Annotated in this window: 14 protein-coding genes, 1 tRNA gene and 1 pseudogene; 8 read left to right on the plus strand and 8 right to left on the minus strand. The window is 72.9% G+C overall.

The genetic code is table 11. The features are described from left to right. Positions 1–3 precede the first annotated feature (3 nt). Both ACFWU6_RS02715 and ACFWU6_RS02720 read right to left on the minus strand, forming a co-directional pair. Entirely contained in the window at positions 4–948 is a 945-nt protein-coding gene (locus tag ACFWU6_RS02715; protein ID WP_383977860.1) for an aldo/keto reductase, read from the minus strand. Positions 949–1,090: 142 nt separating this feature from the next. Next, entirely contained in the window at positions 1,091–2,425 is a 1,335-nt protein-coding gene (locus tag ACFWU6_RS02720; protein ID WP_383977863.1) for a glycoside hydrolase family 18 protein, read from the minus strand. A gap of 356 nt (positions 2,426–2,781) precedes the next feature. Here ACFWU6_RS02720 and ACFWU6_RS02725 point away from each other — a divergent pair. The 5 genes and pseudogenes from ACFWU6_RS02725 (at position 2,782) to ACFWU6_RS02745 (ending at position 7,556) form a co-directional block, all read left to right on the plus strand. Continuing rightward, positions 2,782–2,855: transfer RNA gene (locus ACFWU6_RS02725), tRNA-Trp, on the plus strand. Between the two features lie 338 nt (positions 2,856–3,193). Then, positions 3,194–3,400, plus strand: a pseudogene (locus tag ACFWU6_RS02730) (ATP-binding protein); the annotation flags it as partial. 394 nt (positions 3,401–3,794) lie between these two features. Further along, the gene (locus ACFWU6_RS02735) at positions 3,795–7,076 is read left to right on the plus strand and encodes an RHS repeat-associated core domain-containing protein (protein ID WP_383977866.1); all 3,282 of its coding nucleotides are present in this window, start codon (positions 3,795–3,797) and stop codon (positions 7,074–7,076) included. 61 nt (positions 7,077–7,137) lie between these two features. Continuing rightward, positions 7,138–7,350, plus strand: coding sequence for a hypothetical protein (locus ACFWU6_RS02740; RefSeq protein ID WP_383977869.1), 213 nt, complete (start codon positions 7,138–7,140; stop codon positions 7,348–7,350). Beyond that, the gene (locus tag ACFWU6_RS02745; protein ID WP_383977872.1) at positions 7,347–7,556 is read left to right on the plus strand and encodes a hypothetical protein; all 210 of its coding nucleotides are present in this window, start codon (positions 7,347–7,349) and stop codon (positions 7,554–7,556) included. The genes ACFWU6_RS02740 and ACFWU6_RS02745 overlap by 4 nt, the downstream gene beginning before the upstream one ends. Before the next feature lie 93 nt (positions 7,557–7,649). Here the strand turns inward: ACFWU6_RS02745 and ACFWU6_RS02750 are convergent, their stop codons facing one another. From ACFWU6_RS02750 to ACFWU6_RS02770, 5 genes are all read right to left on the minus strand, one after another. After that, positions 7,650–8,249 carry a hypothetical protein gene (locus ACFWU6_RS02750; protein ID WP_383807985.1) on the minus strand — a complete coding sequence of 200 codons (600 nt, stop codon included), beginning with the start codon at positions 8,247–8,249 and terminating at the stop codon, positions 7,650–7,652. A gap of 127 nt (positions 8,250–8,376) precedes the next feature. Continuing rightward, the gene (locus tag ACFWU6_RS02755; protein ID WP_383977875.1) at positions 8,377–12,354 is read right to left on the minus strand and encodes a hypothetical protein; all 3,978 of its coding nucleotides are present in this window, start codon (positions 12,352–12,354) and stop codon (positions 8,377–8,379) included. Beyond that, positions 12,351–12,770, minus strand: a complete 420-nt coding sequence (locus ACFWU6_RS02760; protein WP_383807980.1) for a hypothetical protein — start codon at positions 12,768–12,770, stop codon at positions 12,351–12,353. Before ACFWU6_RS02760 ends, ACFWU6_RS02755 begins: the two co-directional genes overlap by 4 nt. A gap of 463 nt (positions 12,771–13,233) precedes the next feature. Further along, positions 13,234–13,767, minus strand: coding sequence for a type 1 glutamine amidotransferase domain-containing protein (locus tag ACFWU6_RS02765; protein WP_383807978.1), 534 nt, complete (start codon positions 13,765–13,767; stop codon positions 13,234–13,236). Between the two features lie 142 nt (positions 13,768–13,909). Next, positions 13,910–15,160: an MFS transporter gene (locus ACFWU6_RS02770; RefSeq protein ID WP_383807975.1), complete on the minus strand. Its 1,251-nt coding sequence runs from the start codon at positions 15,158–15,160 to the stop codon at positions 13,910–13,912. Between the two features lie 291 nt (positions 15,161–15,451). Here ACFWU6_RS02770 and ACFWU6_RS02775 point away from each other — a divergent pair, with 291 nt between their 5' ends. Further along, positions 15,452–16,093, plus strand: coding sequence for a hypothetical protein (locus tag ACFWU6_RS02775; RefSeq protein WP_383977878.1), 642 nt, complete (start codon positions 15,452–15,454; stop codon positions 16,091–16,093). A 63-nt stretch (positions 16,094–16,156) separates the two neighbouring features. Here ACFWU6_RS02775 and ACFWU6_RS02780 read toward each other — a convergent pair whose 3' ends face one another. Continuing rightward, complete coding sequence (locus ACFWU6_RS02780; protein WP_383805579.1) at positions 16,157–16,864, minus strand: hypothetical protein; 708 nt, start codon at positions 16,862–16,864, stop codon at positions 16,157–16,159. Between the two features lie 458 nt (positions 16,865–17,322). Here ACFWU6_RS02780 and ACFWU6_RS02785 point away from each other — a divergent pair, with 458 nt between their 5' ends. Further along, entirely contained in the window at positions 17,323–17,682 is a 360-nt protein-coding gene (locus ACFWU6_RS02785) for a subtilase-type protease inhibitor (protein ID WP_383805583.1), read from the plus strand. A gap of 73 nt (positions 17,683–17,755) precedes the next feature. Continuing rightward, positions 17,756–18,901 carry a glutamate--cysteine ligase gene (locus ACFWU6_RS02790; RefSeq protein WP_383977881.1) on the plus strand — a complete coding sequence of 382 codons (1,146 nt, stop codon included), beginning with the start codon at positions 17,756–17,758 and terminating at the stop codon, positions 18,899–18,901. The last annotated feature ends 16 nt before the right edge of the window (positions 18,902–18,917 follow it).

An 18,917-nucleotide genomic window follows, 5' to 3' on the forward strand; every position in this document is an offset into this window, starting at 1 on the left:
CCGCTACCGGTCGGCCGGGTCCGCCGCGCCCAGCAGCGCGACCTCCTCGGGCGACAGGCGGAGCGCGCCCGCGGCGACGTTCTCGACCAGGTGGCGGGGATCGCCGGTGCCGGGGATCGCGAGCACGTGCGGGCCCCGGGCCAGCGTCCATGCGATGCGCAGTTGCGCGACGGAGACGCCGTGGGCCTCGGCCACGGCGAGGACCTCGGCGCTGTCCTTGGTGACCACCCCCGCCTCCCGGCCCGCTCCGGCGACGGCGAAGAAGGGGACGAAGGCGGTGCCGTGCTCCCGGCACGCGTCGAGGAAGGCGTGGTCCTCAGCCGGAGAGCCGATCCCGTACGGGTTCTGCACGCACACGACCGGTGCGATGGCCCGGGCCTCGGCGAGGTGGTCCGGCCGGGCGTTGGAGATGCCCAGGTGGCGGATGAGCCCGGCCGTGCGCAGGTCGGCGAGCGCCCCGAAGTGCTCGGCGATCGAGCCGGTCGTCTCGCGGCGCTCCACCCGGAGGTTGACCACGTCCAGGTGGTCGCGGCCCAGTTGGCGCAGGTTCTCCTCCACCTGCCCGCGCAGCTCCGAGGGTGCGGCCCACCACCACTCCCCGGCCGCGTCGCGGCCCGGACCGACCTTGGTGGTGATGACGAGCTCGTCGGCGTACGGGGCGAGCGCGCGGTTGATCAGCTCGTTGGCGGAGCGCAGCGGCGAGAAGTAGAAGGCGGCGGTGTCGATGTGGTTGACGCCGAGCTCGACGGCCCGCCGCAGCACTCCGGTCACGCGCTCGCGGTCCGACGGCGAGCCGTCGGCGAGGTGCGTGAGGCGCATCGCGCCGAAGCCGATCCGGTTGACCGTCAGGTCCCCGAGCCGCCAGGTGCCGGCGGAGTCTGCGGTGATCGGTCCTGCGGTAGCCGGTCCTGCCGTGGCCGGTCCTGCGGGGGTCGCTTCAGCGGTCATCGGGCGACCGTACCGGGCGCACCGCCCCGACCCCCGGGCGGGTCGCGGCGCCGCAGCGTACATGGTGTGACGCCGCCGGGCCGGATCGGTGTCCGCGGCCCGGCGGCGCCGGTCGGCAGGGGCTCCCGCGGGGGGAGCCCGGTCAGCGGCCCCGCAGACCGCGGTCGACGGCGGTCATCAGCTCGCCGTCGGCGGTGTCCGCGTCCAGGGACCAGAACATCGCACCGCCCAGCCCCTCGTCGCGGACGTACCGGGTCTTCGCACGCAGCACCTGCGGGTCGTCGTACGTCCACAGGGTGGTGCCGTCGAACAGCCAGGCGTGGCCGCCGCGCCGGTCGCGGTGGACCGTGTAGGTCCCGGAGTCGGCCAGCTTCTTCAGCACCTTGTAGTCCTCGTACCCGGCGGCCCAGGTGGCGGGCGCCGGGCCGGTGGCCGGCTGGCCCAGGCCGTCGGCGCCGCCGGAGACCCCGGTCCAGCCCTGCCCGTAGAAGGGCATGCCCACGACCAACTTGTGCGCGGGCGCGCCGCGCCGCTTCCATGCCTCGACGGTGCCGTCGACGCTGAAGTCGTCTCGGGCGAAGAGGGCGGACTGCTGGGCGGTGGTCGGCTCGCCGGAGACGTGGAAGTCGTAGCCCTGGAGGTTCACGAAGTCGAAGTCGCGCATGATGCGGCGTACGTCGAAGCCCGCGTCGATCTTGGCGGGCGCCGTCGGGACGAAGGCCGTCAGCTCGTACTTCGACTTTCGCTTCTCGCTCTTGGCGTACGTGTCGAGCTGGGTGCGGAACTCCCTGACGAGTTCCGTGAAGTTGTGCTTGTCCTCCGGTCGGAACTTCGTGTCGGCGTCCCCGGCCGACCCGGGCCACTCCCAGTCCAGGTCGATCCCGTCGAACAGGCCCGCGGCCGCGCCCGCGCCGCCCCGGGTGCCGTCCTGCGGCAGGTTGCCCTTGATGTAGAGGTCGATGCAGGAGGAGACGAAGGCCTTGCGGGAGGCCGGTGTGAGCGCGGCGTCAGAGAAGTGCGTCGACCAGCTCCAACCACCCAGCGAGATCAGCACCTTGAGGCCGGGGTGTTTCGCCTTGAGCTCACGCAGCTGGTTGAAGTTGCCGGCGAGCGGCTGGTCCCAGGTGTCGGCCACGCCGTCGACGGAGTTCGCCGCGTCGAGGGGCCTGCCGTAGTCGGCCCAGGCGTCGGCTTCCCCGGGCACGTTCCCGGTGAAGCACTTGCCCTCGGCGCTGACGTTGCCGAAGGCGTAGTTGATGTGGGTGAGCTTGCCGGCGGAGCCGTTCGCCTCCAGATCCTGCACCTGGAAGTCCCGTCCGTAGACGCCCCATTGGGTGAAGTAGCCGACTTTCCTGTACGAGCGGTCGTGGCCGCCCGTCCTGTCGTCGCCGTGCGCCCCTGCGGCGGGCGCGAAGGCGGTCAGCAGGGAGAGGGAACAGGCGGCGACGGCCAGTCTGCCGAGCGTGCTGCGGCGCATGGGCTTCCTTTGCGGATGCGGGGAGTGGGGCATGAGCGCGTGCGCGGTGCATGCCGGAAACTATTGGTCTGGACCAGGGTGGTCAAGGGGGCGGCCGAAACTCGGTGTCCGCGGAAGCCCTACGAGGAGGGGGAGGCAACGGAGCGCCGCGCGTTGCCCGTTGTCCCGATGCGCGGACGCCGCCCGGACCGGACGGAGCGGGCCGACGCTGCTCTACATGGCCATGACCGGCGGGAACGCCGCCCCACCCGCCGGCCCGGGGGCCGCCCGCGCTCGTGCCGCGAGGGAAATCCACCCGGTTGATCGACGTATTGAGTGGATCTCCGCGCCCCGCCATGTCATGGTTGTGCCACCGAAGGGGTGTAGCTCAGCTGGTCAGAGCGCCGGTCTCCAAAACCGAAGGCCGCAGGTTCGAATCCTGCCGCCCCTGCTGTGCAGGACCGGCCCTCGCCGGGCCGTTGTCGCCGTGATGGCCGTGCCTACCGGGCTCGCGGTCGGGGCAGTCGCCGCGGATGCTTCCAGACCACTGTGCGTATCGCGGGCGTATCGAAGAGCGCATACGCCACCGCAACGGTCCTGCGGCTCCCATGGGGGCATGAACCACGCTGCCCCCCTGCCGCCACCGCACCGCCGCACGTGCGGGATCGTCCTCCTCGGCCCTGGCGGTCCTCGGCGTGGCGGGCGCCGCGTCCGTCGTGCGCCGGCCGCTCATGATGTTCGCTCCGACGTGTCTGTCGGGACCTGCTGACGAGGGGACCGATGGGGATCGTGCCGCCCGAACTGGTCCCGACGCTCACCGAACCCTTCCGGCGCGGAACGGAACGCGTACACACCGACGAGCACGTCGGCGTGGGCCTCGGGCTCGCCCTCGTGCACAGCATCGTCCGCGCCCACGGGGGGACCCTCGACCTCGTCCCCCGTCCCGCCGGCGGCCTCCTCGTCACGGTCCGGCTTCCCGGTACGCCGCCTCTGTAGCGTCCCCGGCCGGGTCCGCCACCTCACAGGGCACTGCACCCCGGCCGTCAAGCGAACAGCCGATCAAGTGCAGGGAAAGGTTCCGGCCGCCTTCGAGCGGCCACCGCCGGACGATCTTGCAGTCGATGTCATGCCGGGTGCGGCTCGGGCGCCCCGCGGGCCGTGCTCCAGATTGGCCGAATCCGGCGGGGATATCGAACTGGTTAGCGGGAACGGGTGCTGGACCGTGGAAGCGTAAGGAGCTCCAGCGGCCGATGGGGCCCCTGTGATGACTTCCTGTGGGGGGAAGCGCATGACCACGCGTGTTTTCGGCGCGCCTTCTCGGCGAGCCCGTTTCCGAATCGAGCACGGCCTGACCGCCGCCATGGTGGTGGCCGCATTGAGCCTCTCGTCCATGCCGGCCCTTGCCCTCCCCGCCGACGGGGCGGCGCCGCCGTCCTCGGCCTGGGGTGCGAAGGCCCCCGCCCTCCCCGTCCCGCCGGTGCAGGTCGGGACGAACCGGCCCGTCGAGGCCCAGGCGGAGGGCGAGCCGTCCACAGAACAGGCCGACTGGCGCCATGCGCAGCAGCGTCGGTCGCGTTCCACGACCGCCGAGACCGCGACAGCGCAGCCCGGCACGGCCGCCCGTGCCGCGGCCCCGCTCGTCTACGTCCCCAAGGACCAGGGAGCGGTGCCCTGGCACCAGATCTCCGACTTCCGGATCACCGACTCGCTCGTGGCCCGGATCAACCACTCCACCGGCAACCTGATGCTCGCCGCCACCGACTTCGAGATCGCCGGCGTCGGCCAGAAGCTCAGGCTCGCCCGTACCTACAACGCGTTCGACGCGCCGTACGGGAAGGTCTCGCAGCGCTGGTGGCAGGAGTACGAACGCTACGCGCACGTGTTCACCGGCGAGGTCGTGGTCTACGACACGACGGGTGACACGCTGTCCTTCACCAAGAACGCAGACGGCACCTTCACGACGCCCGCGGGCTATTCGAAGGACCTGAAGAGGAACGCGGACGGGACCTACACGCTCACCGACCGCAAGTCGGGGGTCAAGGACACCTACGACGCCAACGGCACCCTGACGAAGGTCACCGACCGCAACAACGGGGTCATCACGGTGACCCAGCACGACGAGGGCGGTGAGCACAAGGGGTTCAAGCTCACCGAGACCCGGTCCGGCCGGTCGGTCGACCTGCTCAAGACGAACCCGTCCCAGTGGCAGGCCAAGGACCACACCGGCCGCACAGCCGTCTTCGACCTCGACCCGGCGGGCAACCTCGCCAAGACGACGGACACCGAGGGCAAGGCCACGGCGTTCGGCTACGACTCCTCCCGCCGACTGGTGAAGATCACCACGCCCGAGGGGCGCGTGACCACCTTCACCTACGACGCCGAGAACCGCGTCACCTCCATGCTGCGGGCCACGAACACCAGCGGCCCGGGCCACACCGGCCCCACCTACACGTACGCCTACAGCGCCGCGGACGCCTCCGACGCCGGCACGACCACGGTCACCGACCCCGAGCAGCACGCCACCGCGTACGAGCACAACGCCGACGGCGACATCACCAAGGTCACCGACGCCCTCCGGCACGAACGCTCCAAGACGTTCGACGCCAACCACAACGTGGACACCTCCAGCGATGCGATGGGCGTCGGCGGGACGGGTGCGAACGTCACGGACTACGGCTGGGACAGCCGCAACAACCCGACCTCGGCCAAGCTGCCGACCGGCGCGACCTCCACGGCCGGCTACCAGACCGTCGCCGGCACCGACCTGCCGAGGACCTCGACGAACGCGGACGACGAGAAGACGGACTACACCTACGACACGGCGGGCAACACCAAGTCCGTCGCGGTCACCGGCACCGGTGGCGGCAACCAGTCCTTCGACTACAACCCGGCCACGCCCACGTGCGGCGGCTTCGAGGGGCAGCGCTGCAAGGCGACGACACGGCTGAGCGCCACCAAGTCCGTCGCCACGGCGTTCCGCTACGACGCCAAGGGCAACCTCGACCGCGTCACCCCGCCCGCCCCGCTGGGCGTCACGAACTACCGCTACGACGAGCTCGGACGGATGGCGAGCGCGCAGGACGGCCGCGGCGTCACCATCACCTACACCTACGACAACCGCGACCGGATCAAGAAGGTCGACAGCTCCAACTACGCCACCGTCACCTACGTGTACGACGGCGACGGCAACCTGAAGCAGCGCTCCGACGGCACGGGCGTCACGAAGTACGACTTCGACCCGCTGTCCCGCGAGACCGTCCGCACGCTCCAGAACGGCTCGCAGACGAAGCTGGCCTACACCCCGGCCGGCAACGTCGACTACTACCAGGACCCGGCCGGCACCACCGACTACACGTGGAACGAGGTCAACAAGCTCAAGGAGCTGAAGGACCCGAGCGGCAAGACCACGACGTACGAGTACAACGAGAACGACCTGCGCAAGAAGACCGTGTACCCCGGCGGAACCGTCCAGGAGGTCACCCCCGACAAGGCGGGGCGGCCGCAGAAGATCAAGGCGACCTCCTCGAAGGGCACCCTGGTCGAGCTGTCCTACTCCTACCTCAACGGCTCGAAGGACGGAGGGAAGATCCGTACGAGCACCGACGCCGTCACGGGTCTGAAGACGACCTACACCTACGACGGCGCCGGCCGCTTCTCCTACGCGAAGGAGGAGAAGGGCGCCACCCTCAACTCCTCCTGGCAGTACTGCTACGACCAGGCGGGCAACCTGACCTCCCAGGGCGTCGACCCCGGCTGCCCGCGGGGCACGACCTACAGCCTCAACGACGCGCAGCAGATCACCGCGAAGGACGGTTCCACGACGAACTGGTCCTACGACAAGACCGGCAACGAGACCGCGGGCGCCTCCACCCCGGAAGGCACCCGCACCGCCGGCACGTGGTCCGACCACTCGCAGCTCACCTCGCTGACCGTGGGCGGCAAGGTGTACGACGGCCAGTACGGCTCGACCGACCAGAGCGAGCGCATCAAGCTGGGCGACACCTTCTTCCACAACGGGCCGCTCGGCCTGTCCGCCAAGACGACCGGCGGAGTCGACATGGGATTCAACCGGGAACCGGGGGGCACGCTCAACTCCATGACCACCGGGGGCGCGTCCTACTACTACCTGACCGACGCGCTCGGCAGCGTGGTGGCCCTCGTGGACGGCGCCGGCGCCAAGGCCAACACCTATGCCTACAGCCCCCGCGGCGTCCAGCGGGCGGCGACGTCCGAGAAGGTCGCCCAGCCCTACCGCTTCGCCGGCGGCTACCAGGACCCCACCGGCCTGTACCACTTCCAGGCCCGCTACTACGACCCCAACATCGGCCGCTTCACCCAGCAGGACCCCTCCGGCCAGGAGAAGAACCCCTACCTCTACGCCGAGGGCGACCCCGTCAACCGCATCGACCCCAGCGGCCTGCTGAGCTTCGGCAGCATCACCGACGGGCTCGGCTACGTGGGCGACGCGCTCGACGTCATCGACATCGGACGCGACCTGGCGAACGGCGACGTGACGGGAGCGGCGCAGGGCGCGGCCAGCCTCTCCGCCGGCGTCGTGGTCGGTGCGGCCTGCGAGGCGGCGGTCGGACCGGCGACCGGCTTCCTCGCGACCGCGGGCTGCGCGGCGGCCGGCGCCAACACGGCGGGCCTGGTCGAGGCCTGGCTTTCGTGAACCAGTGAACGGGGTGGGGGCCGTGGACCACGGCCCCCACCCCTCCCGGGAAGGAAGAGGAATGTCCAACGAGTCCCACGCCACCCGTGCCACCCACGGCGTTCATCCGTGGAGGAACTTCGTGCTGGCCTTCGGGGGCCTCTACGCGGTGATGGCCGCCGTCATGCTGCTGACCGGAGCAGCACCCGCCGCGGCATTCGGCACACCCGCGGCGGTCCTGCTCGGGCCGGCGATCGGAATGGGAATCGTGCGCCACCGCAAGACACGGCCGTGAGCCGGCCCGGGCGGACGATGGAGCAGCGGGCCCGGATCAAGCGCCACTTCACGCTCGCCACCATCGCAGTCGTGTGCGGCGGGGCGCTGGCCGTCTTCCTCATCGCCTCCGGAGACCCGGACGGCTGGCTCCTGCTGGTCATGCTGGTCGCGCCCTGGGTGCTGGTGTACGCATATCTGCGGAGCGTCGCCAAGGCGCGGCCGTAGCCCATCCCGACTCGCCCCTCCCGTCCCCGGCGCCGGAGCGCTCGCAGACCGCCTGACCAAATCGAATCGCACGGACGCACGCGTACGAAGGGGTCAGTGGCGCAGGTGCCAGTCGCCCGGTGCGGGCATGTGGGGGGCGAGGCTGCGGCAGCGCTGCCACATGCCGTGCGCCTGCTGGGCGGGGCGCTGCTGCTCGCCGTGGAGGGCGTTGAGGACGAGCAGGCCGCCGGTCAGGACGGGCACGGCCCACTGCATGAGGGCGAGGTGCTGCTCGGCCTTCTTCGTCTCGACGGGATGCCGTTCGGCCTTCTCGGCGTCGGCCGGGGCGTCGGAGGCGGCGTACTCGATCTTCTTGCCGAGCATCCGGGTGTAGGCGGTCGCGGCGAGCGCGGCGCCGGTCAGCGCGGTCTTGGCGATCGTGGAGGCGGCGACGCCCTGCTGGGTGGCGACACGCGCCGCGTTCGCGGCGAGCAGGCCAGTGGTTCCGACGAGGTGCAGCCCGATCGCCGCCGCACCGACCGGAGCCCACCTCGACCAGCCGGAACTCGCGATCCGAGCACCGTGCTCCCAGTCCCCGCCGCTCTGGGCCTTCGCGGCGCCGTTGAGGCCTACGGCGCCCATCAGGGAACCGCCGAACCATGCGGCCAGCCCCACGTCGTGCAGGCTCCGCAGGACGGTGTTGCGTTCGGACATCGGCTTCTCCTCGGGCTGGCGCGACAACGGGACGCCGGCAGCGGTCGCCGGCGCGCTCCGATCACCGTCACCCGCATCGGCGGGCGCCGCCATCGCGGTTGCTCCGAACGGCCCGCCGCGGACGCGGTCACTTCCCGCACGTGTCCTGATGGGCCAGGCCGGACGCGTACAGCGTGGTCCATTCCTGCTCGGAGAGCCCGGTTCCCACGATCCGGCAGGCGAGGCCGGCGGGGTCGGTGACGGTCGCGGGGAGTTCGCCGAGGTTCCACAGCCGGACGCCGCCGCCCCGCCCGGGGACCATGGCCAGTGTCCTGCCGTCGGGGCTGAACCGGATGGCTGCGGCGGTCTCCTCCAGCGTCGCCGCGAGGGCGGGTGCGGCGGGGTCGGAGACGTCCCAGAGCCGGACGACGCCGTGTTCCTCGGCGGTGGCGAGGAGGCGGCCGCCGGGGTGGTACGCGAGGTCCTGGGGCTCCTTCACCGGCACGGCACCGACGGGTCCGTAACCCACCTCCAGCTCGGCCGCCGGGCCGGCTTTCGGGTCGGCTTTCGGGTCGGCTTTCGAGCCGACCTGCCACTGCTCGACCCGGTCCTGCGCATCCGCCGCCAGCCACAGTCCGTCGGGGCTGAAGGCCGCCCGGCCCATGCCTCCCAGGAAGGGGCGCGAGCGGCGGTCGCCGGGTGGTGGCTCCGCGTGGCGCACACGGACGGGAGCCGACGGGTCCGACACGTCCCAGAGGGAGCCCGGCAGGGCCAGCAGCCGACCGTCCGGACCGAAGGCGGTGGGGGTGGTGCCGATGATGTGGCGTGCCACGACGGGCGCCCGGTCGTCGGTGTCGTCGAGCAGCCGGCTCAGAGACTCCCGCAGGTACCTCCGGCCGGGGACGGGCGTACTCGTGTCCCAGAGGCCGAACCACGTGCTGCCCACCGGGTGCTCCCTGCCCGTGGCGGCCAGAATCGCCGTGCGAGGACTGAACGCCAGCGAGGCCACCCCCGTGGGCGTGGCCAGCACGGCTCGTCGCCGAGGTCGTTCGGCGTCCGAGGTGTCCCAGAGCACGAGCTCGCCGCCGGCGGAGACGGAATCCGCGACCGTGCCGGCCGCCAGGGCGGTGCCGTCCCGGTTGAAGGCCAGCGTCTCCACCGGCCGGCCGGCCTCGCCGGGCAGCGGCGGCAGTTGACGGGGGCGGGCCGGGTCGGTGAGGTCCCACTGGTGGACGTCGCCTCCGAAGCCGCCCACCGCCAGCCTGCGGCCGTCCGGACTGAAGGCGGCCTCGGCAAGGCCCGCCTCGCCGGTGGGGAGCGCGGCCGAGGGGCTGGGCCCGGGACGCGGGCTGACCCGCCACCGCCAGACCGAGCGGGAGCCGTCGGCCAGGACGACGTGGCCGCCGTCGCCGCTGAAGGTGAGTCCGACGGGCTTGGCAGGATTGGACAGCGGGGTGGGGCCGGAGGGCCGGGCCGGGTCCGTGATGTCCCACAGGTGGGTCCGCCCTCCGTCGGACGCCGTGACGACGGTACGGCCGTCGGGCCGGAAGGCCGCCTTCGCGACCCGGGTCGGGTGCCCCAGCACCCCGATCTTCTTCGGGGAGGCCGGGTCCGTGAACTGCCACAGGGCGAGCTCGTGCCCCGATCCGACGGCCAGCACGGGGGCGGTCGGGCTGAGGGCGAGCGTGCCCTCCGCATAGCCCGATCCGCGGAAGACGGCACGCGGGCGCCGGGCGTCTCCCACGTCCCAGAGCTGCCAGCCGGAGTAGTGCGCGATGGAGTCGGGCCCGAACGACGCGCCCTTCGTCACCAGGCCGGCGGCGGTGACCAGCGTACGACCGTCGGCGCTGAACCGTACGGCGTACGCGTCGGTCGCGGCGGTCGGCTCGGAGAGCCTGCGCGGCGCGGCAGGGTCGCCGACGTCCCACAGCGTCAGCGTGCCGTCCACGCCGCCGGCCACGACCGCCAGCGTCCTGCCGTCGGGGCTGAAGGCGGCATCCTGGACCTCTTCGACGTCCGCTCGGAACGGCAGGCGGCGCGGGTGCCGGAGGTCCGTCACGTTCCACAGGGACAGCTCGTGGACGGGGGAGGGGCTGGAGTCGCCACCGGTGAGGACTGCGAGGGTTCGCCCGTCGGGGCTCAGCGAGACGGTCGACACGGCGTCGGGGAAGCCGGTCAGGGTGGCGAGCCGCTGCGGGCGCACGGCGTCCGCCGTGTCCCACAGTTCGACTGATCTGGTGCGTCCGCCGCTGGTGGCCAGCAGCGTGCCGTCCCGGAAGAAGACGGCGACGTCGTCCACCGGCCCGAGCACCCCGTCGGGTGACGCTCCGTCGAACCGGGTCTGCTGGAGGGTGGTGAGCAGCCCCTGCCGGCCCTCGGGCGTGGGCGTGACCCGCTGGGCGGCGAGGCTGAGCCGCAGTGACGTCCGGGGGTCGCTGTCGCGCAGGCTCTCGGCCTGCGCCCTGAGCGCCCGGCCGACCGCCAGCCGGCGCTGCTCCTGCGCCACCTCGCGCGACGTGTCGGCGCGTCGGCTCTGGACCTGTGCGGTGATCGTGCCCGCGACGGCGAGGAGCGTCAGCGCGACCAGCGCCGCCACCGAGCCGCGCAGGAGCGCGGAGGTCCGCCGGGCGAGCGAGACCGACGCGTCGAGGAAGTCCGAGGCGGTGGGGCCGAGGCTGCCCCGACCGACCCTGGCCGCCCAACCGCGGGCGTTCTCCAGGCGGCTGCCCCGGTACAGGTGGGCCCGGTCGCGATCCCCGGCGGCCCAGGTGGCCGCGTCCTCCTCGATCTGCTGGCGCAGCAGGTTGTCGGCCCGGTGGGTGTTCACCCAGTCCCGCAGCCGCCGCCAGGCCCGCAGGAGGGCCTCGTGACTGATCGCGACGGTGTCCTGCCGCCGGACGAGCAGCCGGCTCGCGGTGAAGTCGGACAGCACGCCCTCGGCGGTCTCGCGGTCCAGTCCCTCCGTCAGCTGCGCGATGGATACGGTCCGCCGTGTGTCGTCGACGCCCTCCCCGATCCGGACCAGGCGGCGGAACATCACCTCGGCGGCCTCGCGCCCGCCGGCGTCCTGTCTGCCGTAGGCGTCTTCGGCGCTCTTGGCGACCGCACCGTGGATGCGCCCCGTGGCCTCGTATCCCGCGACGGTCATGAGGGAGCCGTGCCGCCGCTGCCAGGTCAGCCGCAACGCGTGGGCCAGGTGCGGAAGCAGCCCGGGGTCGTAGCTCTCCTCGGTGCCGCCCGCGACGCCGAGGTCGGTCAGCAGCAGCTCGACCAGGCCTTCCTCCAGCTCCAGCCCGACCGCTCGGGCGGGGAAGAGGACGGCCTCGCGCATCTGCGTCCGGTCCATCGGGCCGACGAGGACCTGCCGGTGCCGCAGAGCGTCGCGCAGCGGCCGGTACCCGGCGCACTGGGCGTAGAAGTCCGCCCGCAGGCCGTACACGACGAGCGCGGGCCCTTCCGCCCGGGCCAGCCGGTCGAGTGCGGTGACGAAGCGCTGCCGTTCCCCCTGGTCGGTGACGAGGGTGAACAGCTCCTCGGCCTGGTCGACCACCACGACCAGCCGGCCGGCCTGCCGCTCGGTGAGGGCGCCGCGCAGCCGGACGGCCACCTCCTCCGGATGGGAGTCCAGTCGACGTGCCATCTCCTGCGGCTCGGCGTTCGTCAGGGAGGCCAGGTGGGTGGCCAGCGCGACCATCGGGCGGGCGGTCGGGGTGAAGACCAGGCAGGGCCAGCGGCGCGAGCCCGGTAGCGCGCCCCGGGCCAGATCGGGGACGAGTCCGGCCCTCAGCAGCGAGGACTTGCCCGCGCCGGAGGCGGCCACCACGGCCAGCGCGCCGCCCTCGCGCAGGCAGTCGTCCAGACGGGCCGCCAGATGGGCGCGCAACGCGTCCCGGCCGAAGTACCACGGCGCCTGCTCGACGCCGAAGGCACTCATGCCGGGGTAGGGGCACTCGTCCCCGGCGCCCGACCCCGGCCGCACCCGGTCCACCCGGTGGCTGCCGTCCCAGTAGTGCAGGTGCAGGTCCCGGCCGGCGATGTACTGGCTCTCGGCGGCCAGGTAGATGGTGCCGGACCCGGAGGCGTACGCCTGCATCCGGACCTCGGGACCGGCCGCCCCGTCGGTCACTGGCCGGTGATGTGCATGTCGCCCCCGGACATGTAGATCCTGGCCTCGTCCGAGGCCGTGCCGTGCATCTCCACCCGGCCGCCCCGGCCGGCCGGGGGCGTCGACGGGGACAGCTCGGCCAGGAGGGCGCGCAGATCGCGTTCGAGCGCCGGATCGGCGGCCAGGAGCCGGTGCAGCCGATCGCGCCATCCGGTCCTCAGGCGATCCTCGGCCGTGTCGTCGCCGTCCTGGCGGGCCACCAGCAGGTCGGTACGGGTCGCGACCAGTTCGGCCTCGATCGTCTCGGCCTGCTCCGGGCGGGCCCGCTGCCACAGCGCGGCGACCGCCACCTTGGTCTGCTCCCAGGTGTCCGTCGCCATGAGCCCGACCACCGTGGCCGCGGCCGACGATGCCAGTGCCACCAGTCCTGCATCCATTGCCAACCCCCCTCTTCGGTCCGGAGTTCATTGTGCACGCCGGGTGAGGGGACGCCCCAACGGGCCCTGCAGTCAACGCCCTTGGCCGGTGGTGACGGCGCTCGTCCTGCTGACGGCCGGGACTCGCACAAGCGCGGCCGGCACCGCGGCCGCCGACCGGCGCAAGGGCCGCAGGTCCGTCACCGCAGGGACGGAGGTCCCGGGGGAACGGGGCCCTCGGCCCGCCCTCCGGCCGCGCTGCGCGGGCAGGCTCTGGTTTCCAGCCACGCAGTCGAAGGAAGGGAACCACCGTGTCCGGTTGCACCGCGGCGGCCCACGCCGCACCCTCTGGAGCTGGGGGAGGAGGAGGTGGTCGAGGGGCTCGTGGCGGCCAACGGCTATTCGACGGAAAGCCTCGAACCCGCCGAGTTCTTCCGAGGACGAGAACGGGTCCGCCCACGCGCCGGCCCGGCGGTGCTCCCCCTCAGCCCTTCAGCTCGGCCAGCAGTGTCGAGCAGAACGCCGGCAGGTCGCCCGGATTCCGGCTGGTGACCAGCGCGCCGGGCTTCGCCCGGCAGACGTGGACCTCCTCGTCCACCCACGTGCCGCCGGCATTCGTGATGTCGGTGCGCAGGCTCGGCCAGGACGTCAGGGTGCGACCGCGCAGGACGTCCGCCTCCACGAGGGTCCAGGGGGCGTGGCAGATCGCCGCGACGGGCTTGCCCTGGTCGAAGAAGCTCCGCACCAGCGCGACGGCGGCGCCGTTGGTCCGCAGCGCGTCCGGGTTCGCCACCCCGCCGGGGAGGACCAGGGCGTCGAAGTCGTCGGCGTTCGCCTCGTCCACCGTCAGGTCGACCGGGAAGGTGTCCGCCTTGTCCAGGTGGTCGAAGGCCTGGACCCGGCCCGCCTCCGTGGAGATCAACGTCGGGTTGCCCCCGGCTTGTGACACGGCCTGCCACGGGTCGGTCAGTTCGACCTGCTCGATGCCCTCGGTCGCCACCAGGAACGCCACACGCATGAAATGTCTCCTTCGGAGTGGAAAGTCGGTGTCTGTCTACCGACTGTCCCACGATCGAAGGACGAAACACCGGATGCCCGGACCGGATGCCCGGACCGGGTGCCCGGACCTGGTTGGCGACCGGACGGCGGCCCGTCCGCGGTCACGGCCGGCGTCCGCGCGTCGCCCGTGCGGTGCACGCGGCGGCCAGGCCGACAACGGTGATCGAGACGGCCGAGACCGTCAGGGTCGCCTCTGCTCCGAGTGCGGTGACGAGGGGGCCGCCGAGGGCGGTACCGAGCGGGACGGACAGCACGCGCACCGCCGAAGAGGCCGCCAGGGTCTGGGGGAGCAGGTCACGGGGGGCCGAGCGCTGGAAGAGCGCGGTGGAGAACGACGCGTACGGGGGCCACACCAGGCCGGCGAGGGCGAAGCCGCCGATGGCGGCGGCCGTCGGCGCTCCCAGGCCGACGGGGAGGAGGAAGACCCCGAAGGCGATGACGATGCCGGTCGTGGCCGGCCACACCGGCAGGCGGCTCAGGTAACCGGTCAGGGCGGAGCCGACGACCGCTCCGAGGCCGAACGCGGTGTAGAAGGCCGCCAGCAGTCCGGCGGGTCCGCCGAGGCCGTCCGCCACGTGCAGGGGCAGGGCCACGTACACCGGGCCGAAGAGGAAGAAGAAGGCGAAACTGAGGCCGAGCATGCCCGTCAGGGCCGGTGTCCGCCCGATGACCGCGAATCCCGCGCCGCGTGAACTCCCCTTCCCTGCCGCGGGGTCGGGAAGGGGCGCGCCGCCCCGGGGGGCGCCGAGCAGGAAGGTGGCGGCCAGGACGGCGAACGTCAGCGCGTCGGCGGCGATCACGGTCGCGGCGCCACCGTGGACGATGAGGAGACCGGCGAGCGGTGGTCCGACGACGGTGGCGAGCGAGCCGATCCCGGACAGGACGGCGTTGCCCGCGAGCTGGTCGCGTTCCGCGAGCAGGCCGGCCAGGGTCGTGTAGATCCCGGCCTGGCCCCACGAGTGCAGTACGGACGAGGCCGCGAGCAGGGCGACGTACCACCCGACGTCGAGCCCCCCGAAGGCGTGGCACACGGGTATCGCGCCGAGCGCGGTGGCGCGCAGCAGGGCGTCCCAGCCGACCAGCCGGGCCGGGGACCGGTGCCTCAGGAACCGCCCCAGGAGGAGTGCGCCCAGGACCCCCGGGAGCGAGTAGGCGGCTGCGGCCAGCGCGACCCACATGCCGCGCTGCGCGGCCGGTGCGAGCTCGATCGCCAGCCAGCTCACGGCCACCACGGCCATGCCGTCGCCCAGGGACGAGACGGCGAAGCCGGGGAGCAGCCGCCGCAGGGCGGCGTGGGTGAGCACGGGTCCGTAGGGCGACGCGCGGATGAGCCGGGTCGGTGTCAGAGGCATGTCGGCTCCGGGGGTGGCGGGGTGGCGGGTGACGGGGTTTCAGGTCCTCCATCCTTGCCCCGCGTCCTGTGGCCGTCCCGGCGGCTTTCGCCCTGGGCATACGGTGTTCGCTCCTGGCGCCACGGGCCGCCACCGGCCGCCTCGCGGCAGGGCTTTACCTGAACACTTCAAGATCGGGGAGGCGGCAGTATGCTCCATCCGGTCGGCGCCCGGGTGGTGTCGCCCGGCCGCCCGGCGGCGCACTGAAGGCGCCGCCCGGTGTGCGGACCTCTTCGGAACCGGAGCATGGCGATGACGGCTCATGAGTACGGCTACCAGGTGCTGCCCGGCGCGGCCCTCGACACCCCCGGTGTCGAGGCGGTGCTCCGGCGCCGCGAGCGGGGCCTGCGGCAGGGCGCCGCACTGATCGCCGCCGAGGCGGTACTGCTCCTGGCCGCGCTCCTGTTCGGCGGCCCCGCGTCGCTCCTGGGCGGCGTCGCCCTCGCCGTGCTCGTTCCCGTCATGGCGGTGACGGCGGGCGTGGTGCTCCTCTGGCGCAGGGCGCGGCGCAAGGAGCGGCGCGTCATGGCCGTGTACGGCTGGCAGGTGTGGCCCTGCCGGGCGGAGGCGGTGCGGGTGGCCTCCGCGGACGGGGAGCGTGCGCAGGGGCGCCGGTGGGGGACGGCGGGCCGGATCGTGCTGCTGCGGCCGGACGGCCGGAGCCACTGCTCCTTCCCCCTGCCCTGGGACGGCTGGGAGGGGCCGAAGGCGCCGCAGCGGCACGTCCTGGACGAGGTGTGGTTCGCCGGTGACACGCGCTTCGGGGGCATGCTCGCCGTCCCCGGCGGCCTTCCCTTCCGCTACGTCCGCCGCTCCGCGCCGGGCCTCGGCCAGGGGGCGCCGGCCGAGGACGAGGCGGCCCGCCGGGCCGGCCTGATGCCCCGGAAGCGGTGAGCGCGCTCCGGGAGGCCGGCCGGCCCGGCGGGCCGTGGGAGTGCGGGGCGGTTGCCCGGGATCTCAGGAGACCGCGTACCACTGGCTGGCCCAGCCGGTGTTGATGGTGCTGGTGGACTGTTCGGCGAGGTTCACCTTCGCCGGAAGCGAGGTCTGACCCGTCAGCACGGTGCTGTAGCGCAGGTTCGGAGGCGTCAGGCCGGCGTTGACCGAGATGCCGGCGCCGGTGGACTTCAGGGTGAGGGCGTTGGTGGCCCATTCACCGTTGAGCAGCAGGGCGATGAAGTACGTTCCGGGCGCGGCGGTGAACGGCTGCGCGAGGGGCAGCGGTTTGGCGATGGCGTCGGTCATCAGCTGGGGCGACACGTCCGGGGTGGCCGCGCGCAGGGTGCCCTCGGCGTCGTACACGCCGAGGTAGCAGTTGGCGAGCCGGGCGTTCGGGTCGATGCCGGCCAGGCCCAGCCAGATGTTGGACCATGCGGTCTGCTCGCGCAGGACGATCCGGACCAGGGTGATCCGCCCGCCGACCCCGGAGGCCGACTGGGCGGTGACGTGTCCCGCGTCGTTGGGGTCGCCGGTCCACGCCAGCAGGTTCTGGTCCTGGGGCCGGGGTCCCTCGTAGCCCGCCGCGCCGCCCGGCGCGGGTGCGGGGGCCGTCGGACTCACCGCCGCGCGCGGCTTCGCGCCCGGCGCGGTGCAACCGGCCAGGACGAATAGCGCGGCGAGTGCGGCGACGAGGCCGGTCGCGGCGGTGGTGGTGCGGGTGTGCATGGTCCCCCCATGTGGTGCGGATGGTCGAGGGTCATGGTCACACGGTCGCGCCGGTGTACGGACACCACCCTCGGCCGCCCCGCGTCGACCGCGTCGGACCGCACTATCCGGACAAGCTGGGTGGCCGTTCGGTGAACCGCCGGCGGCCTTCGGCAGGTCAGCGGGCCGAAGAGGGCAGGTCGCGGCGTCCGGAGTCCGGACCGGCACGCTCCGGAAGGGCGCGCGCACCCCCTGTGAGCTGCCCGAACGGCCATTCGGTCTCCGCTATGCGGACACCCTGTCCGTAAATCGGCCCTCGATGTGCAACTGCCCTTCGCATCCGACAGTCTCAGCTGTGTCGAAGCGCGAATCCGCAATAAAAGTTCGCGCCCAACCTTTGAATCGAAAGTGAGTCAGTCGTGCGTCGCTTCGCTACCGTTTCTGCCGCTGCCCTCCTCTGCGTGGCCGGTGCCTCCGGCATGGCGGAGGCCCAGCCCGCAAGCCTGTACGCCCCCTCCGCCCTCGTCTTCACCGTCGCCCAGGGCGACGACGCCGCGGCCACCGTCGTACGGGCGTCCACCCTCAGCTGCGCGCCCAGCGCCCAGGGGACGCACCCCGACCCGAAGGGCGCCTGTGCGGCCCTGAAGTCCACCGGCGGCGCCTTCGACCGCCTGCTCGCCGCCCCGAACCCGGACCGGGCGTGCCCGATGCTCTACGCCCCCGTGACGGTCACCGCGGACGGCGTGTGGCAGGGCACCCGCGTCGCGTGGAAGCACACCTTCTCCAACGCCTGCGTGATGTCCGCGACCCTGAACGGCAACGCGGTCTTCGCGTTCTGATCCGCGACCGGGCGCATCCCCGCAGGCGCCGCGGGCAAGGGGTGATCATGGTTCGCCGGGGTACCCGCAGGACGTGATCACCGTCGGTGTCGAAGAAGAGTACTTGCTGGTGGACCCGGCAACGGCGCTGCCCGTGCCCCTCTCGGAGGGCGTGCGCCGCACCGCGGGTCTCGGAACCCTGGCGGAGCGCGACGAGGTCCAGGACGAGCTGCTCCAGGCCCAGGTCGAGGTGGCCACCCCCGTCTGCTCCGTCCTGGAGGAGGTGGGGGGCCACCTCTTGCGCCTGCGCCACGCGGTGGCCTCCGCGGCCGAGGCGAACGGGTGCCGCATCGCCGCCACCGGCGCCGCGCCGCTGCGGGGGACGACGCCCGTGCCCGTGACCCCCACGCCCCGCTACCTGAGGATGGAGGGGGAGGCCCGGCTGCTCGTCGACGAACACCTGATCAGCGGGATGCACGTGCACGCGGCCGTTCCCGACCCGGAGACGGGCGTGGCGGTGCTGAACCGCATCCGGGTGTGGCTGCCGACCCTGCTGGCCATGGCCGCCAACTCGCCGCTGTGGGACGGACAGGACACGGGGTTCGCGAGCTGGCGCACCATCGTGTTCGGCCGTTGGCCGGTGAGCGGCCCGCCGCCGTGCTTCGCCGGGATCTCCGACTACCACGAGCGGATCGACGCCCTGGTGGCGTCCGGGGTGATCGCCGACCGGGGCCAGGTGTACTGGCAGGCCCGGCTCTCCGACCGCTACCCCACCCTGGAGGTGCGGTGCCTGGACGTGCAGTTGCAGGTCGACGACGCCGTCATGTTCGCGGGCATCGTCCGCGCCCTGGTCGCCACGGCGATCGCCGAGGAGAAGGCCGGGGCGGCGCCGGTGGCTTGCGCCCCCGAGCTCCTGCAGGCGGGAAACTGGCACGCCGCCCGGCACGGCCTGAACGGCACACTGGTCGATCCGCAGGGCCGGCCGCGCAGCAGCGGGGACGTGCTGTGCTCCCTGCTGCGCCACATCACCCCTGCCCTGGAGGACGCCGGCGACCTGCGGGAGGTGAGCGCCCTCGTCCACCGGCTCCTTCGGGACGGTACGCCCGCCGACCGCCAGCGCCGGGCCCTGGCCGAAGGGGGACTGCCGGGGGTGACCGGACTGATCACCGGTGTGGCCCCCCGGGTTGAGCCCGGACCGGCCGGTCCGGCGGTTCGCACTCACCCGCGCCGACCGCGGTAGCGGGGGCGCGTTCGGG

Origin of the sequence: Streptomyces sp. NPDC058674 (assembly GCF_042716505.1) — a bacterium.
In the GTDB taxonomy this organism is placed as follows: Bacteria; Actinomycetota; Actinomycetes; order Streptomycetales; family Streptomycetaceae; genus Streptomyces.

Coding starts and splice junctions, on each gene's coding strand:
- ACFWU6_RS02750 (WP_383807985.1), bottom strand. CDS start 8,249: ATGTCCGAACGCAACACCGTCCTGCGGAGCCTGCACGACGTGGGGCTG.
- ACFWU6_RS02785 (WP_383805583.1), top strand. CDS start 17,323: ATGGCGGAGGCCCAGCCCGCAAGCCTGTACGCCCCCTCCGCCCTCGTC.
- ACFWU6_RS02720 (WP_383977863.1), bottom strand. CDS start 2,425: ATGCGCCGCAGCACGCTCGGCAGACTGGCCGTCGCCGCCTGTTCCCTC.
- ACFWU6_RS02760 (WP_383807980.1), bottom strand. CDS start 12,770: ATGGATGCAGGACTGGTGGCACTGGCATCGTCGGCCGCGGCCACGGTG.
- ACFWU6_RS02775 (WP_383977878.1), top strand. CDS start 15,452: ATGACGGCTCATGAGTACGGCTACCAGGTGCTGCCCGGCGCGGCCCTC.
- ACFWU6_RS02735 (WP_383977866.1), top strand. CDS start 3,795: ATGCCGGCCCTTGCCCTCCCCGCCGACGGGGCGGCGCCGCCGTCCTCG.
- ACFWU6_RS02715 (WP_383977860.1), bottom strand. CDS start 948: ATGACCGCTGAAGCGACCCCCGCAGGACCGGCCACGGCAGGACCGGCT.
- ACFWU6_RS02780 (WP_383805579.1), bottom strand. CDS start 16,864: ATGCACACCCGCACCACCACCGCCGCGACCGGCCTCGTCGCCGCACTC.
- ACFWU6_RS02740 (WP_383977869.1), top strand. CDS start 7,138: ATGTCCAACGAGTCCCACGCCACCCGTGCCACCCACGGCGTTCATCCG.
- ACFWU6_RS02770 (WP_383807975.1), bottom strand. CDS start 15,160: ATGCCTCTGACACCGACCCGGCTCATCCGCGCGTCGCCCTACGGACCC.
- ACFWU6_RS02765 (WP_383807978.1), bottom strand. CDS start 13,767: ATGCGTGTGGCGTTCCTGGTGGCGACCGAGGGCATCGAGCAGGTCGAA.